The 14,590-nt window shown below is 70.3% G+C and carries 15 protein-coding genes; 7 read left to right on the top strand and 8 right to left on the bottom strand.

What is annotated here, in order from left to right:
* Window positions 1–40: 40 nt before the first annotated feature.
* The 3 genes from ACGF5O_RS03880 to ACGF5O_RS03870 are packed head-to-tail and all read right to left on the bottom strand — an operon-like array spanning window position 41 to window position 2,498.
* Window positions 41–814, bottom strand: coding sequence for an amino acid ABC transporter ATP-binding protein (locus ACGF5O_RS03880; protein ID WP_393808303.1), 774 nt, complete (start codon window positions 812–814; stop codon window positions 41–43).
* Window positions 811–1,647, bottom strand: a complete 837-nt coding sequence (locus tag ACGF5O_RS03875) for an amino acid ABC transporter permease (RefSeq protein WP_393808302.1) — start codon at window positions 1,645–1,647, stop codon at window positions 811–813. The genes ACGF5O_RS03880 and ACGF5O_RS03875 overlap by 4 nt, the downstream gene beginning before the upstream one ends.
* The gene (locus ACGF5O_RS03870) at window positions 1,644–2,498 is read right to left on the bottom strand and encodes an ABC transporter substrate-binding protein (protein WP_393808301.1); all 855 of its coding nucleotides are present in this window, start codon (window positions 2,496–2,498) and stop codon (window positions 1,644–1,646) included. The genes ACGF5O_RS03875 and ACGF5O_RS03870 overlap by 4 nt, the downstream gene beginning before the upstream one ends.
* A 198-nt stretch (window positions 2,499–2,696) precedes the next feature.
* Between ACGF5O_RS03870 and ACGF5O_RS03865 the strand changes: the two genes are divergently transcribed.
* The 5 genes from ACGF5O_RS03865 (at window position 2,697) to thpD (ending at window position 7,159) form a co-directional block, all read left to right on the top strand.
* Complete coding sequence (locus ACGF5O_RS03865) at window positions 2,697–3,797, top strand: pyridoxal-phosphate-dependent aminotransferase family protein (RefSeq protein WP_393808300.1); 1,101 nt, start codon at window positions 2,697–2,699, stop codon at window positions 3,795–3,797.
* Window positions 3,798–4,040: 243 nt separating this feature from the next.
* A complete protein-coding gene (gene ectA / locus ACGF5O_RS03860) occupies window positions 4,041–4,556 on the top strand; it encodes a diaminobutyrate acetyltransferase (RefSeq protein WP_393808299.1) in 516 nt (171 codons plus the stop codon).
* Window positions 4,557–4,567: 11 nt separating this feature from the next.
* Entirely contained in the window at window positions 4,568–5,839 is a 1,272-nt protein-coding gene (gene ectB / locus ACGF5O_RS03855; RefSeq protein WP_393808298.1) for a diaminobutyrate--2-oxoglutarate transaminase, read from the top strand.
* Between the two features lie 31 nt (window positions 5,840–5,870).
* Window positions 5,871–6,269, top strand: a complete 399-nt coding sequence (locus ACGF5O_RS03850) for an ectoine synthase (RefSeq protein ID WP_393808297.1) — start codon at window positions 5,871–5,873, stop codon at window positions 6,267–6,269.
* 2 nt (window positions 6,270–6,271) lie between these two features.
* Complete coding sequence (gene thpD / locus ACGF5O_RS03845; protein ID WP_393808296.1) at window positions 6,272–7,159, top strand: ectoine hydroxylase; 888 nt, start codon at window positions 6,272–6,274, stop codon at window positions 7,157–7,159.
* Between the two features lie 71 nt (window positions 7,160–7,230).
* Here thpD and ACGF5O_RS03840 read toward each other — a convergent pair whose 3' ends face one another.
* The 5 genes from ACGF5O_RS03840 to ACGF5O_RS03820 all read right to left on the bottom strand — a co-directional run bounded on the left by ACGF5O_RS03840 (window position 7,231) and on the right by ACGF5O_RS03820 (window position 12,042).
* Window positions 7,231–8,292 carry an aminotransferase class V-fold PLP-dependent enzyme gene (locus ACGF5O_RS03840; protein WP_393808295.1) on the bottom strand — a complete coding sequence of 354 codons (1,062 nt, stop codon included), beginning with the start codon at window positions 8,290–8,292 and terminating at the stop codon, window positions 7,231–7,233.
* 145 nt (window positions 8,293–8,437) lie between these two features.
* The gene (locus ACGF5O_RS03835) at window positions 8,438–9,154 is read right to left on the bottom strand and encodes a DsbA family oxidoreductase (protein WP_393808294.1); all 717 of its coding nucleotides are present in this window, start codon (window positions 9,152–9,154) and stop codon (window positions 8,438–8,440) included.
* A 64-nt stretch (window positions 9,155–9,218) separates the two neighbouring features.
* Window positions 9,219–9,722 (bottom strand): GNAT family N-acetyltransferase, encoded by a 504-nt coding sequence (locus tag ACGF5O_RS03830; protein ID WP_393808293.1) that lies wholly within the window; start codon window positions 9,720–9,722, stop codon window positions 9,219–9,221.
* 54 nt (window positions 9,723–9,776) lie between these two features.
* On the bottom strand, window positions 9,777–10,385 hold the full coding sequence (locus tag ACGF5O_RS03825; protein WP_393808292.1) for a DUF1349 domain-containing protein: 609 nt from the start codon (window positions 10,383–10,385) through the stop codon (window positions 9,777–9,779).
* A gap of 127 nt (window positions 10,386–10,512) precedes the next feature.
* On the bottom strand, window positions 10,513–12,042 hold the full coding sequence (locus ACGF5O_RS03820) for an aldehyde dehydrogenase (NADP(+)) (protein WP_393808291.1): 1,530 nt from the start codon (window positions 12,040–12,042) through the stop codon (window positions 10,513–10,515).
* 168 nt (window positions 12,043–12,210) lie between these two features.
* Here ACGF5O_RS03820 and ACGF5O_RS03815 point away from each other — a divergent pair, with 168 nt between their 5' ends.
* The gene (locus ACGF5O_RS03815; protein ID WP_351694752.1) at window positions 12,211–12,984 is read left to right on the top strand and encodes an IclR family transcriptional regulator; all 774 of its coding nucleotides are present in this window, start codon (window positions 12,211–12,213) and stop codon (window positions 12,982–12,984) included.
* 105 nt (window positions 12,985–13,089) lie between these two features.
* Window positions 13,090–14,547, top strand: a complete 1,458-nt coding sequence (locus ACGF5O_RS03810) for a peptidoglycan D,D-transpeptidase FtsI family protein (RefSeq protein WP_393808290.1) — start codon at window positions 13,090–13,092, stop codon at window positions 14,545–14,547.
* The last annotated feature ends 43 nt before the right edge of the window (window positions 14,548–14,590 follow it).

Below are 14,590 nucleotides of genomic sequence, written 5' to 3'. Positions count from 1 at the left end.
CGAACCCTCGCACACGGCACCGACAGCCGGTCCCGTCGGCCTAGTCGGGGGTCTCCTCCTCCACCTGGGCCATGGCCGGGTCCAGGAGCCGGGAGAGGAAGTGGCGGGTGCGGGCGTGGGTGGGGTTGCCGATGACCTGGTCCGGCCTGCCGTCCTCGACCACGACTCCCCCGTCCATGAAGACCACCCGGTCGGCGACCTCGCGGGCGAAGGTCATCTCGTGGGTGACCACCATCATGGTCATGCCCTCCTGCGCCAGCATCCGCATCACCGCCAGGACGTCCCCGACCAGTTCCGGGTCGAGGGCGGAGGTCGGCTCGTCGAAGAGCATCACCTCGGGGCCCATGGACAGGGAGCGGGCGATGGCCACGCGCTGCTGCTGGCCGCCGGAGAGGGAGGCGGGGTAGGCGTCCGCCTTCTCGGAGAGGCCCACGCGGGCGAGGTTCTCGGCGGCGACCCGTGCCGCCGTCGCCTTGTCCCTGCGCAGCACCCGGCGCTGCGGCAGGGTGAGGTTCTCGGTGACGGTCAGGTGCGGGAAGAGGTTGAACTGCTGGAAGACCATGCCGATCCGGCGGCGCACGGCGTCGATGTCGACGTCGGGGTCCGTCAACTCGGTGCCGCCGACGAACACCTGCCCCTGGGTCGGCTCTTCGAGGAGGTTGACGCACCTCAGCAGCGTCGACTTGCCCGAGCCGGACGGGCCGATGACGCAGACGACCTCGCCCTGGCCGATCTCCAGGTCGATGCCGCGCAGCACCTCGTTGTCGCCGAAGGACTTGTGCAGACCCTTCACCTCGATCTCGGGTCGGCTCATCTGACGGCCTCCTGGGCCTTCGCCTCCATGCGGCGCACGACGAAGCCGAGCGGGATCGTGACCAGCAGGTAGCACAGGCCGGCGACGAGGATCGGCGTGGAGTTGGCGGTCGTACTGGCCAGGTCGCGGCCGTACTTGGACAGTTCGCGCTCCTCCAGGGTGACGCCGAGGAAGAGGACCAGGGAGGAGTCCTTGAAGAGCAGGACCAGTTCGTTGGTCAGCGGCGGGAGGATGATGCGGAAGGCCTGCGGGATGATGATCGAGACCATCGCGCGGGCCGGGGAGAAGCCCAGCGAACGGGCGGCCTCCAGCTGCCCCTTGGGGACCGCCTGGATGCCCGCGCGGATCGTCTCGGCCATGTAGGCGGCGGCGACCAGGCCGAGCGCGAGGGCCACCTTGCCGTAGGTGCCGCCGATGATCTCGGTGCCGGGGAAGGCGAGCGGGACGGCGACGCCGATGAAGATGAAGATCAGCAGGGCGGGCAGGCCGCGGAAGATCTCGATGTAGACGCCGGCCAGCCAGCGGTAGGGCCCGACCGACGACAGCCGCATGAGCGCCATCACCATGCCGAGCGCCAGGCCGACGGCGAAGCCGGACACCGTGTAGAGCACGGTGTTCTTCAGCGCCAGCGTGATGACGTCCGGGAACATCTGCCGGGCGATGTCCCACTGGGCGAACTGGTTCTGCAGCCGTCCCCAGTCGGCGCCGACCGCGAACGCGACCACGGCGGCGACGAAGACGACGTACTGGGCCCCGCGCGACAGCCGGCGCTTCTGCCGCCGGGACAGCCCCTTCCTGCGGGGCCGGAGTCCGGTGTCCGTGTCTGCGGTCATGAGGCGGCGGGGGACGCGGCCGAGGCGTCGTAGGGACCGATCCACTTCTCGTACAGCTTCTTGTACGTGCCGTCGGCCTTGGCGTCGGCGATCGCCTTGTCGATGGCGGCGAGGAGCTTGGTGTTGCCCTTCTTCACCGTGAAGCCGTACTGCTCGCCGGTGTTGATGTTGCCGGCGACCTGGAAGGCGTCCGCGTTGGCCTTGTCCTTGAGCCAGCCCTGGACCACCGGGTAGTCGATGACGACGGCCTTGACCTGGCCGGTGCGCAGGCCGTTGAGGACGGCGTCGGAGGACTCGAAGGAGACCGGGTCGAAGCCCTGCTTCTGCACGTAGTCCTCGCCGGTGGTCTGCGCCTGGGCGCCGAGCTTCGCCTTCTTGGCCTTGGCGTCGGCCAGCGAGGTGATGCCGCTGTTCTTGTCGACGAGGAGGGCCTGGGTGGCGTCGAAGTACGGGGCGGAGAAGTCGACGTTCTTCTTGCGCTCGGCGGTGATGGTCATGCCGGCCGCGGCCAGGTCGCACTCGCCGGAGTTGAGGAAGGCGCCGGTCTTGAAGTTCTCGAACGGCGTGTCGAGGATCTGCTGCTTCACGCCGAGGTCCTTGGCGACGAGGTCGATCATCGACACGTCGAAGCCCTGCACCTTGCCGTCGATCTCCGACTGGAACGGCGGGTACGGCAGGTGGGTGCAGGTGGTGAGCTGGCCGGCCTTGACGAGTTCGACCCCGCCCGCGGCCGTTCTGGAGGCGCTGGAGCCGTTGCCGCTCGACGTGCAGCCGGCCACGAGGGCCAGCCCGGCCGCGGCGGTGACGGCGGCCAGGGCGCGAGCCCGGCGGCGCCCGAGGAGCGTGGTCACGAGACCTCCAGAAATCTGTGGGGGAGCTTTGGGTTCCGGTTCTGCGGGTTCCGATTATAAGGAGATGTTTGGGTCTCTCAAATCAAACCGATGGTCTTGGAGCCGTCCAGCCTAAGAAGTCGCCGGTCAGGGCCGGTGATCCCCCTGCCGGTTACGCTCATCTGGATCTCCCCCGTCCCGACCGAAGAGAGCACCGCCGTGACCCACCCCTTCCTCGACCTGACCCCGCTGAGCGCCGCGCACTTCGCCGCGATCGAGGACCGGGTGGCCCGGCTGCTGGATACCCGCCAGGACGTGGTGATCATGCAGGGCGAGGCGCTGCTGCCCCTGGAGGGCGCGATCCGGGCGACGGCGGGGCCGGAAACGGTCGCCCTGAACGTGATCACCGGTCCGTACGGGCAGACCTTCGGGAACTGGCTGCGGGACTGCGGCGCGACCGTGATCGACCTCGCCGTGCCGTTCCACACGGTGGTGACGGCCGGACAGATCCGGGAGGCGTTCGCCGAGCACCCGGAGATCGACTTCGTCTCCCTGGTGCACGCGGAGGCGGCCACCGGCAACACCAACCCGGTCGCGGAGATCGGCGAGGCGGTACGGGAGCAGGGCGCCCTCTTCTACCTCGACGCGGTCGCCTCGGTCGGGGCGGAGCCGGTGCTGCCGGACGCGTGGGGTGTGGACCTGTGCGTGATCGGGGCGCAGAAGGCGATGGGCGGCCCGGCCGGCGTCTCGGCGGTCTCGGTGAGCGAACGGGCCTGGGCCCGGATGGCGGCGAACCCGCACGCCCCGCGCCGCTCCTACCTCTCCCTGCCGGACTGGAAGGAGCGCTGGGTCGACGCCGGCCGCAAGGTGCTGCTGCACGCGCCGGCCCAGCTGGAGATGCTGGCGCTGGAGGCGTGCCTGGAGCGGATCGAGGCGGACGGCCTGGAGACGGTGATGCGGCGGCACCGCACGGCCGCGCTGGCCACCCGGGCCGGGGCGGTGGCCCTGGGCGGCGGCCTGGAGCCGTACGTGTACGCGGAGTCGGACGCGGCGCCGGTCGCCACGACCCTGCGGGTGCCGGCCGGCGTGGTGGCCTCGGAGCTGGTCGCCGAGGCACTGGCGGACGACGGCGCCCTGCCGCTGGCGGCGGGCGGAGGCGCGCTGGCCGGAGAGATGATCCGGGTCAACCACTACGGGTTGGACGCGACGGCCGGCGCCGTCGGGTCGAGTCTGGCGGCACTCGGTGCGGGGCTGGCGAAGCGGGGGCTGCCGGTGGACCTTGCGGGCGCCCGGCGGGCCGTGGATTCCGCCTGGCGGTAGCCGAATTCAAAGCAATTTCGAATTCCCTTTTTTTCGATGGCTTACCCGAGTTCTCCTGCCCGCTTTTTGCAGAGCTAAACCGGGGGAATTTCATCCGGGTTTCAACCCTGTGACGCACTCCACATAAGGGGGCCATTTGCCCACTTTGCGGTGGGTCATATCGGTACATACAGGTACGGCAGGTCGAGCCCTCAACTCGACCTGCCGTGCGTTTTTGCATTTGCCTCGCTAAATTCGATCCACATGACTGCCCCACAAGCAGACCTGATCGTCGACCGCCCGCTGGTGACCGACGGTGCCGCTCTCTGGCGTATCGCCAAGGATTCCGGAAGCCTCGATCTGAACTCCTCGTACAGCTATCTGCTGTGGTGCCGGGATTTCGCCGGCACCTCGGCGGTGGCGCGCGGCGCGGACGGCGAGCCCGTCGGGTTCGTGACCGGGTACACCCGGCCCGACCGGCCGGACACCCTGCTCGTCTGGCAGGTGGCCGTGGACGCCGCGCAGCGCGGGCGCGGCATCGCGGCGCGGCTGCTGGACGGGCTCACCGCACGGGTGGCCGCCGACCGGCCGCTCACCGCCGTCGAGACCACCATCACGCCCGGCAACACCGCCTCCGAGCGCCTGTTCACCTCGTACGCCGCCCGGCACGACGCCGTCGTCGAACGCACGGTGCTGTTCGAGGCCGGTGAGTTCCCCGACGGTCCGCACGACCCCGAAGTCCTGTACCGCATCGGCCCCTTGACCCCCACATCGCACTGAGGAGCCCCGACGTGACCATCACCCAGCCCGACCTGAGCGTCTTCGAGACCCTGGAGTCCGAGGTCCGAAGCTACTGCCGCAGCTGGCCGACGGTGTTCGACCGGGCCCGGGGCAGCCGCATGTACGACGAGGACGGCCACGCGTACCTGGACTTCTTCGCCGGCGCCGGATCACTCAACTACGGCCACAACAACCCCGTGCTGAAACGGGCGTTGCTCGACTATCTGGAACGCGACGGCGTCACCCACGGCCTGGACATGTCGACGACGGCCAAGCGGTCGTTCCTGCGGACGTTCCAGGACCTGGTGCTGCGGCCGCGTGAGCTGCCGTACAAGGTCATGTTCCCGGGGCCCACCGGGACGAACGCCGTCGAGTCGGCACTCAAGCTCGCCCGGAAGGTGAAGGGGCGCGAGGCGATCGTGTCGTTCACCAATGCCTTCCACGGGATGTCCCTCGGCTCGCTCGCGGTCACCGGCAACGCGTTCAAGCGGGCCGGGGCCGGGGTCCCGCTGGTGCACGGCACGCCGATGCCCTTCGACAACTACTTCGAGGGGACCGTGCCGGACTTCCTCTGGTTCGAGCGGCTCCTGGAGGACCAGGGGTCGGGGCTCAACAAGCCGGCCGCGGTGATCGTGGAGACCGTGCAGGGCGAGGGCGGCATCAACGTCGCCCGGCCCGAGTGGCTGCGCGCCCTCAAGGCACTCTGCGAACGGCAGGACATGCTGCTGATCGTCGACGACATCCAGATGGGCTGCGGGCGGACCGGCGCCTTCTTCTCCTTCGAGGAGTCGGGGATCGTCCCGGACATCGTCACGGTGTCGAAGTCCATCAGCGGGTACGGGCTGCCGATGTCGCTGTGCCTGTTCCGGCCCGAGCTGGACGTGTGGGAGCCGGGCGAGCACAACGGCACCTTCCGCGGCAACAACCCCGCCTTCGTCACCGCGACCGCCGCCCTGGAGAGCTACTGGACCGACGGCCCGGCGATGGAGAAGCAGACCCGGACCAAGGGCGAGCAGATCGAGCAGGGGCTCATCGCGATCGTCGAGGAGAACCTCGCCGACGTGCGGGAGTACCGGGGGCGGGGCCTGGTGTGGGGCCTGGAGTTCCACGACAAGGAGCGGGCCGGGCGGATCGCGAAACGCGCCTTCGAACTCGGCCTGCTCATCGAGACGTCGGGGCCGGAGAGCGAGGTCGTCAAACTGCTGCCCGCCCTGACCGTCACCCCGGACGAGCTGGACGAGGGCCTCAGCGTCGTCGCCCGGGCCGTCCGGGAAACCGCCTGACCAAGATCGAGCAAGGAGGCTGTACACCACCGTGATCGTCCGATCGTTCAAGGAAATCGAAGGCACCGACCGGCATGTGAAGGCCGCGTCCGGGACCTGGGAGAGCAAACGCATCGTCCTCGCCAAGGAGCGGGTCGGCTTCTCGGTGCACGAGACGATCCTCTACGCGGGCACCGAGACGTCGATGTGGTACGCCAACCACATCGAGGCCGTCGTCTGCGTCGAGGGCGAGGCCGAGCTGACCGACCGCGAGACCGGGACGTCGTACACGATCACGCCCGGGACCATGTACCTCCTCGACGGGCACGAGCGGCACTCGCTGCGCGTCAAGGAGGACTTCCGCTGCATCTGCGTGTTCAACCCGCCGGTCACCGGGCGGGAGGACCACGACGAGAACGGCGTCTATCCCCTGCTGACGGAGGAGGGCTGACCATGACCACGCTCACCGACCTCTACCCGAGCCGCGGCCCCGTCGAGGTCACCCTCCCCCGCAAGGACCCGGTCGTCTGGTCGGCGCCCGGCGCGCCCGGACCGATCGCCACGGACCGCCTTGAGTCGTTCGAGCGCGACGGTTTCCTCGCCGTCGAGCAGCTGATCGGGGACGACGAGGTCGCCGTGTACCGGCAGGAGCTGGAGCGGCTGATCGCCGACCCGGCGATCCGGGCCGACGAACGCTCGATCATCGAGCCGAAGTCGCAGGAGATCCGGTCCGTCTTCGAGGTGCACCGGATCAGCGAGGTCTTCGCGAACCTGGTGCACGACGAGCGGGTGGTCGGCCGGGCCCGGCAGATCCTCGGCTCGGACGTGTACGTCCACCAGTCCCGGATCAACGTCAAGCCGGGGTTCGGGGCCAGCGGCTTCTACTGGCACTCGGACTTCGAGACCTGGCACGCCGAGGACGGCCTGCCGAACATGCGGGCCGTGTCCGTCTCGATCGCCCTGACCGAGAACCACGACACCAACGGCGGGCTCATGATCATGCCGGGCTCGCACAGGACGTTCCTGGGCTGCGCCGGCGCCACGCCCAGGGACAACTACAAGAAGTCCCTGCAGATGCAGGACGCGGGCACACCGTCCGACGATGCGCTGACCGCGATGGCGGGCGAGTACGGCATCAAGCTGTTCACCGGCAGGGCCGGTTCGGCGACCTGGTTCGACTGCAACTGCATGCACGGCTCCGGCGACAACATCACGCCTTTCCCGCGCAGCAACGTCTTCATCGTCTTCAACAGCGTGGAGAACGCGGCGGTGGAGCCGTTCGCGGCGCCGGTGCGGCGGCCGGAGTTCATCGGGGCACGGGACTTCACGCCGGTGAGGTGACCGTTCAGTGAGCCGCCGGGCCGGGATCTCCTCGTGTGGGACGGGGGGTCCCGGCCCGGCCGTGCCGTCGGTCAGCCGGCCAGGGCGTCGAGCAGGCGGTCCACGTCTGCGGGCGTGTTGAAGAGGTGGAAGGCCGCGCGCAGGTTGCCCGCACGGTTGGAGACCTCGATGCCGGCCCGGCTCAGCTCGGGCTGGCGGCCCCCGAGCCCGGGGACCGAGACGATCGCGGAGCCGGGGGCGGGCACCGGCTCGTGCCCGAGGGCCGCGAGCCCGGCGCGGAACCGGTCGGCGAGGCCCACGTCGTGGGCGTGCACGGCGGGCATCCCGAGTTCCTCGAGCAGGTCGAGCGAGCGGCGCAGGCCGGCGAACGTGAACAGGGCGTGGGTGAGGTCGAACCGCCGGGCGGAGTGGGCGAGTTCGGCGACCGGGCCGTAGCAGCTGTCCCACGGTTCCTCGCCCGCGACCCAGCCCGCGAGCAGCGGGGTCAGTCCGCCGAAGTCCTCGGGGAGCACGAGGAAGGCCACGCCGTGCGGGCCGAGCAGCCACTTGAAGGAGACGGTCGCGGTGAAGTCGTACGCGTCGGCGTCCATCGGCAGCCAGCCGACGGCCTGGGAGAAGTCGACGTAGGTGCGGGTCCCGTGCGCGCGGGCGGCCTCGCGCAGGGCGGGCAGGTCGGCGAGCCGGCCGTCCGCCGACTGGACCGCGCTGACCGCGACGAGGGCGGTGTCCGGCCGGACGGACTCGGCGAGGCGCTCCAGCGGCACCGCGCGGACCTTGAGGTCGCCGCGGACGTGGAACGGGTTCAGCACGGAGGTGAAGTCGTCCTCCGCGGTGAGGACTTCGGCACCGGCCGGGAGCGAGGCGGCGATCACGCCGGAGTGCGCGGCGACCGAGGAACCCGCCGCGACCCGGGTGGCCGGGACTCCGGCGAGCCGGGCGTAGGCGGCCCGGCACGCCTCCACGTCCTCGTACAACGAGGTCAGGGCCCGGCCCTCGGCCCGCAGCAGCGCCGCCTCGTGCAGGGCGGCCACGGTACGGGCGGGCAGCAGGCTGTTGCTGGCGGTGTTGAGGTAGGTGGTCTGCGGGGCGAACTCGGCGCGGACGAGGCTCTCGAACGTCTCCGTGGTCTCCATACGTCCACTCTGCGGCCCCGGGAACCCCCCGTCCATTGCGGATTTTTACCCGGAACCGCTAAGCGATGCTTATACGACGCCCCTGACCTGCACGTTCTCAGCGCCGTTCGCCATGCCTCCCGCAGCGCCCTTCTCCGTGCCTGCCTCAGTGCTGCGGCACCGCGCACCCGTCCGGACCGCAGGCCTCCGCGCCGCCCTCGTCGATCAGCTTGAGCGGGGAACGCGCGCCCCAGGCCTGGCTGAGCGCCTGGGTGAACACCTCGGCGGGCTGGGCGCCCGAGACCCCGTACTTCCGGTCGAGGACGAAGAACGGCACCCCGTTCGCACCGAGCTCGGCGGCCTCGCGCTCGTCGGCGCGGACGTCGTCGGCGTAGCGGGACGGGTCGGCGAGCACCGCGCGCACGGCCGCCGCGTCCAGCCCCGCCTCCTCGGCCAGCGCCACGAGCCGGTCCTCGCCCTCGCTGAAGACGGACCGCTCCTCGGCGAAGTTCGCCCGGTACAGGATCTGGATCAGCTCGTCCTGGCGGCCCTGCTCCTTGGCGAAGTGCAGCAGCCGGTGCATGTCAAAGGTGTTGCCGTGGTCGCGGTCCCGGGTCCGGTAGTCGAGACCCTCGGCAGCGGCCTGCGCGCCCAGGTTCTCCTCGCCCGCCTGGGCCTGGGCCTCGCTCATGCCGTACCTCTTGCTGAGCATGGCGAGCACCGGCTGGACGTCGTCCTTGGCGCGGCCGGGGTCCAGCTCGAAGGAGCGGTGCACGACCTCGACGTCGTCGCGGTGCGGGAAGGCCGCGAGCGCCTTCTCGAAGCGCGCCTTTCCGACATAGCACCAGGGGCAAGCGATATCGGACCAGATCTCGACGCGCATGTTCTCGGCTCTCCAGGTAGCGACGGTAAACCCTGCAACTACCTGAACCTTCAAACAGCCGGCTTCATTCCCCGCCCACCGTGTACCGCAGGTACAGGTGGTGGTCCCCCTCGGCCGGCGGGTTCTCCGGGTCCGGCACCCAGCCCTGGCGGGCGTAGAAGGCCTGGGCCCGCCGGTTGTCGACGTGCACGTCCAGCACGGCGGTCCCTCTGCCGTCGGCCCGCCACCACTCCAGACAGGCGGTGTGCAGGGCGGTGCCGACACCGGCCCGCCAGCGGTCGGGGTCGACGTGGAACTGGAACAGCTTGACCGTTTCGGCGGTGGCACCCTCCGGGGTGCGGAACGAGGCGACCCCGATGATCGCCCCCGCCTCCACCACGCACAGCACCTGCCCGTCCGGCCGCTCGACGGCACCCCGCCAGGCGGCCGTCCAGTCCACGCCGTCGTCCGGGAGACCCTCCGGGTAGTACGTCGACCGGGCCCGCCGGTGCAGCACGGCGATGGCCTCCGCCTCGGCGGACACCGCCGTACGGATCACCCGCATCCCCTTCACGTGATCACTGGTCATGCAACGGAGGACGTACCGACGCCCGCACCGGTTCCACGCCGGCCGCCCTCGTGATCAGCTTCCGTCGCGCAGGTCGGCCGGCCAGTCGGGCCTGAACTCGATGTGGTCGTAGGTCACCACGCAGCCCTCGCCCATCGGCGACTGGGTCATGAAGCCGACCAGCGCGTCCTCCGTCTCCTTCTCTGCGCCCAGGGTGAACAGCCGGACGAAGACCCACTTCTTGCCGTCGCGGGAGGCGTGGAAGGCGAACGCGCGGCCGGTCCTGCTGATCCGGAGCCAGACAGAACTCCCCTCCACCGTGAAGGCGTTGGCGTCGTCCGAGTGCCCCCGGGTGACCACCGTGCAGACGGTGGGCACGTCCGGGGAGTTCTCCAGGCAGAGCTTGGCCCAGGCCCGGTCGCCGACGTGGACGTACAGCCCACCGGCGTCGAAGGCGGCACCGAACCCGACGGTGACCCGGGCGATCAGCTGGAAGTCCCCCTCGGGCGCCCCCAGCAGCCGGGGCGCGTCCGAGGCGGGGTCCAGCGCCTCCCCGGTGGGCGAGACGAACCGGTCCTGCCGGGCCCCGGCCCACCCGGTGAGCACCCCGCCCTCGTGGAACCAGTGCCCGTCGGGCCCGTAGGTACGGAGGGGAAAAGGAAGTTCGGGAAGTTCCAGGTCCATGGCGGAATTGTGTCAGCAGATCTTTTCGACGTGCGCACGGGCAGGCGCGCCCGAAAGGGGCGCGGGGAACGGCGCGGGCAACCACGGACACCCCGCAGCCGCCGAACCACCCCACTCCCCCACGGCGCTACCGCTCCAGAACCCCGTTGAACCGCCGCGGAAGCCCCAGCGGGTTCTCGTCCTTCAGCTCCGCCGGCAGCAGAGCCGACGGCGCCCCCTGATAGGCCACCGGCCGCAGCCACCGCTCGATGGCCGTGCCGCCCACGGAGGTCGACGTGGAGGTGGTCGCCGGGTACGGCCCGCCGTGATGCTGGGCCGGGGCCACGGCGACCCCCGTCGGCCACCCGTTCACCAGGACCCGGCCCGCCAGCGGCGTGAGCTCCGCGAGGATCTCCGCCCCCAGCCCCTCCCCCGCGGCCTCCTCGGCGGAGACGTGCACCGTCGCCGTGAGGTTTCCCGGCAGCCGCGACAGCACCGCCGTCGCCTCGCCCCGGTCCTCGTAGCGGACCACCACGGTCACAGGACCGAAGCACTCCTCCAGGAGCAGGTCGTACGCCCCGGCCTCGGTCAGCCTGCCCGCCGGCACCGTCAGGAACCCGGGGCTCACGGTGTGCTCGCCGCCCGCGCCCGGCGTCACCGGGCTCTCCACGTCGGGGAGTTCGGTGCGCTCGGCGACCCCGGCGACGAAGTTGTCCCGCATCCGGTGGTCGAGCAGCACGCCCGCGTCGGTGTTGCTGACCGCGTCCGTGAGGGACTTGACCAGGCCGTCCCCGGCGGCGCCGGCCGGCACCAGGACCAGACCCGGCTTCACGCAGAACTGCCCGACGCCCAGCGTCATCGACCCGGCGAGCCCGGTGCCGATCTCCTCGGCCCGCTCGGTGGCCGCGGCCTCGGTGACGAGGACCGGGTTCAGGGAGCCCAGCTCGCCGTGGAAGGGGATCGGCACCGGACGCGCGGCGGCCGCGTCGAAGAGCGCCCGGCCGCCCCGGACGGAACCGGTGAAGCCGGCCGCGGCGACCAGCGGGTGCCTGATCAGTTCGATGCCGGCCTCGAAGCCGTGCACGAGACCGACCACGGCCTCGGGGATGCCGTGCCCGGCCGCGGCCCGGCGCAGCACCTTCGCGACCAGCTCGGACAGAGCCGGGTGGTCGGGGTGGGCCTTGACGACGACCGGGTTGCCGGCGGCCAGCGCGCTCGCGGTGTCGCCGCCGGCGACGGAGAAGGCGAAGGGGAAGTTGGAGGCCGAGTAGACGGCGACGACGCCCAGCGGGACCTTGTAGCGGCGCAGGTCCGGGACGGGCGGGGTGGCGGTGGCGTCGGGGTGGTTGATGATGACGTCGAGGAAGGCGCCCTCGTCGACGATGTCCGCGAACGCGCGCAGCTGGTAGACGGTACGGGCGAGTTCCCCGGTCAGCCGGACGGGGCCGAGCGCGGTCTCCGCGTCGGCGGCCTCGACCAGCCGGTCCTTGGCCGCGTCGAGTCCGGCGGCGGCCGAGCGCAGGAAGGCCGCGCGGACCGTGCGGTCGGCGAGGGAGCCGCGGGCGGCGTGCGCGGCCGTGACGACGGTGTCGACCTCCTCGGCTGTGGCCTCCACCGCAACCTGCTCACGCTGCTTCCCGGTGCGCGGGTCGACGCTCCAGACTGGTGCTGCTGCCACCGCGGGTCCCTCCATGAGTTGCGTTCTGCCGCAGTATCCCGGTCATATCCGGGTTATATCCGGGTCATTCACCAGGAGTGTTCGATATACTGAACGCTGTCTCTGATGATGAATATGCTGTTGGAGACTATAACCTCGGTTTCTCGTCCAACGAAGGGGTCAAGGGCGATGTCGGCAGGCGAGACAGGCGGCGGGGCACAGGTCAAGTCCGCGGTACGGACCGTGGAGTTGCTGGAGTACTTCGCGGGCCGGCCCGGTATGCACTCCCTCGCGGCCGTCCAGGAGGCCGTCGGGTACCCCAAGTCGAGCCTCTACATGTTGCTGCGCACGCTGGTGGAGCTGGGCTGGGTGGAGACGGACGCGACCGGCACCCGGTACGGCATCGGGGTGCGGGCGCTGCTGGTCGGCACGTCGTACATCGACGGCGACGAGGTGGTCGCGGCGGCCCGTCCGACCCTGGACCGGCTCTCCGACGACACCACGGAGACCATCCACCTCGCCCGCCTCGACGGCACGAACGTGGTCTACCTGGCCACCCGCCAGTCCCAGCACTACCTCCGCCCCTTCACCCGGGTCGGCCGCCGGCTGCCCGCGCACTCCACCTCGCTCGGCAAGGCGCTGCTCGCCACCCACACCGACGAGCAGGTCCGCAAGCTGCTGCCGGAGACGCTCCCGGCGCTGACCGAGCACACCCTCACGGACCGCGAGAAGCTCATCGAGGAGCTGCACCAGATCCGCGAGCAGGGCTTCGCGATCGACCGCGAGGAGAACACGCTCGGGCTGCGCTGCTTCGGGGTGGCGATCCCGTACCGCACCCCGGCCCGCGACGCGATCAGCTGCTCGGTACCGGTGGCCCGCCTCACCCCCGCCCACGAACAGATGATCAAGGACGCCCTGTTCGACGCCCGGGACCGCCTGACACTGGCGACGCGACGGCTCTAGCCTTCCGGCTCCCCGTCTGAGCGGCCGATGAGAATCGACGAGACTCGATGAGAATTCGGCCGAACGGGAACGAGGACCCCGCTTTCGATCGTCTGTCTGAGCGGGATGAACAAGACGATCAGGCGGGCGTCCGTCTTCGCACTGCTGCTCGTGGTCACTCTGCTGGTCAGGGCGACATGGGTGCAGTTCTACGACGGTCAGGCCCTCGCGGACGACACGAACAACCGGCGCAACGTCATCGAGACGTACTCACAGCCGCTCGGGAACATCATCGTGGCCGGTGAGTCGATCACCGGCTCGGCACAGACCCTGAGCAACAGCGATCTCAAGTACAAGCGCACCTACACCAACGGCAAGCTCTACGCGGCCGTGACGGGCTACGCCTCGCAGGCCTACGCCCCGACCCTGCTGGAAGGCGTCTACCAGGACCTGCTCAACGGCACCGACACCCGGCTCAAGACGGTGATGGACACGGTCACCGACGAGCGCGCCGAGCCGGGCAACGTGATCACGACGATCGACCCGGCCGTCCAGAAGGCGGCGTACGCCGCGCTCGGCGACAAGAAGGGCGGGGCGGTCGCGATCGACCCGAAGACCGGCAAGATCCTGGCGGCCGTGTCGACCCCGTCGTACGACCCCTCCGCGCTCACCGACGCCAACACCGCCGGCACGGCCTGGAAGAAGCTGAACGCCGACAGCGACAAGCCGCTCACCGACCGGGCGCTGCGCCAGCCGCTGCCGCCGGGCTCGACGTTCAAGCTGGTGGTCGCGGCGGCCGCGCTGGAGGACGGCCTCTACCCGAACGTCGACAAGAAGACCGACAGCCCCAACCCGTACACCCTGCCGGGCACGACCACCCCCCTGCGGAACGAGAGCGCCTCGGCGCCCTGCGAGGACGCCTCGATCCGCACGGCCCTGCGCTACTCCTGCAACAACGTCTTCGGCAAGATGGCCGTCGACCTCGGCCAGGACAAGGTCAGGGCGATGGCCGAGAAGTTCGGCTTCAACGACGACAAGCTGGACATCCCGGTGCGGGCCTACGCCAGCGTCTACCCCAAGGACATGGACAAGGCCCAGACCGGTCTCTCCGGCATCGGCCAGTTCGACGTCACGGCGACCCCGCTCCAGATGGCCATGGTGTCGGCCGCCATAGCCAACGGCGGCAAGCTGGTCTCCCCGCACATGGTCTCGCAGATCACCGACAGCGGCGGCGACGTGCTGAAGAACTACGACGACGACACGAGCAGCGAGCAGATCGTCAGCTCCTCGACCGCGGAACAGCTGCAGTCCGCGATGGAGACGGTCGTCAAGGAGGGCACGGGTACGAACGCGCTCATCGACGGGGTGACGGTGGGCGGCAAGACGGGCACCGCCCAGCACGGCGAGAACAACAGCGAGACGCCGTACGCCTGGTTCACGTCGTACGGCAAGTCCGACAGCACCGGCAAGGAGGTCGCGGTGGCGGTGATGGTCGAGCAGTCGGACGCGGCGAGGTCGGAAGTGAGCGGCAACGGCCTTGCGGCCCCTGTGGCCAAGGCGATGATGCAGGCGGCGTTGAAGTAAAGCGCCCCCGTAGGGGCGCGGGGCGGTAGTCGATTTGCGGCTA

The sequence above is a fragment of the Streptomyces sp. NPDC048291 genome (genome assembly GCF_043201715.1).
Lineage (GTDB): Bacteria > Actinomycetota > Actinomycetes > Streptomycetales > Streptomycetaceae > Streptomyces.
Note: the sequence above shows the minus strand (reverse complement) of the source record. Positions and strands in the feature narration are given on the sequence as shown.

Excerpts from the sequence above, each read along its gene's own strand:
- ACGF5O_RS03835 (WP_393808294.1), bottom strand. The coding sequence starts at position 9,154 with ATGCGCGTCGAGATCTGGTCCGATATCGCTTGCCCCTGGTGCTATGTC.
- ACGF5O_RS03810 (WP_393808290.1), top strand. The coding sequence starts at position 13,090 with ATGAACAAGACGATCAGGCGGGCGTCCGTCTTCGCACTGCTGCTCGTG.
- ACGF5O_RS03840 (WP_393808295.1), bottom strand. The coding sequence starts at position 8,292 with ATGGAGACCACGGAGACGTTCGAGAGCCTCGTCCGCGCCGAGTTCGCC.
- ACGF5O_RS03875 (WP_393808302.1), bottom strand. The coding sequence starts at position 1,647 with ATGACCGCAGACACGGACACCGGACTCCGGCCCCGCAGGAAGGGGCTG.
- ACGF5O_RS03830 (WP_393808293.1), bottom strand. The coding sequence starts at position 9,722 with ATGACCAGTGATCACGTGAAGGGGATGCGGGTGATCCGTACGGCGGTG.
- ACGF5O_RS03815 (WP_351694752.1), top strand. The coding sequence starts at position 12,211 with ATGTCGGCAGGCGAGACAGGCGGCGGGGCACAGGTCAAGTCCGCGGTA.
- ectA (WP_393808299.1), top strand. The coding sequence starts at position 4,041 with ATGACTGCCCCACAAGCAGACCTGATCGTCGACCGCCCGCTGGTGACC.
- ACGF5O_RS03825 (WP_393808292.1), bottom strand. The coding sequence starts at position 10,385 with ATGGACCTGGAACTTCCCGAACTTCCTTTTCCCCTCCGTACCTACGGG.
- thpD (WP_393808296.1), top strand. The coding sequence starts at position 6,272 with ATGACCACGCTCACCGACCTCTACCCGAGCCGCGGCCCCGTCGAGGTC.
- ACGF5O_RS03880 (WP_393808303.1), bottom strand. The coding sequence starts at position 814 with ATGAGCCGACCCGAGATCGAGGTGAAGGGTCTGCACAAGTCCTTCGGC.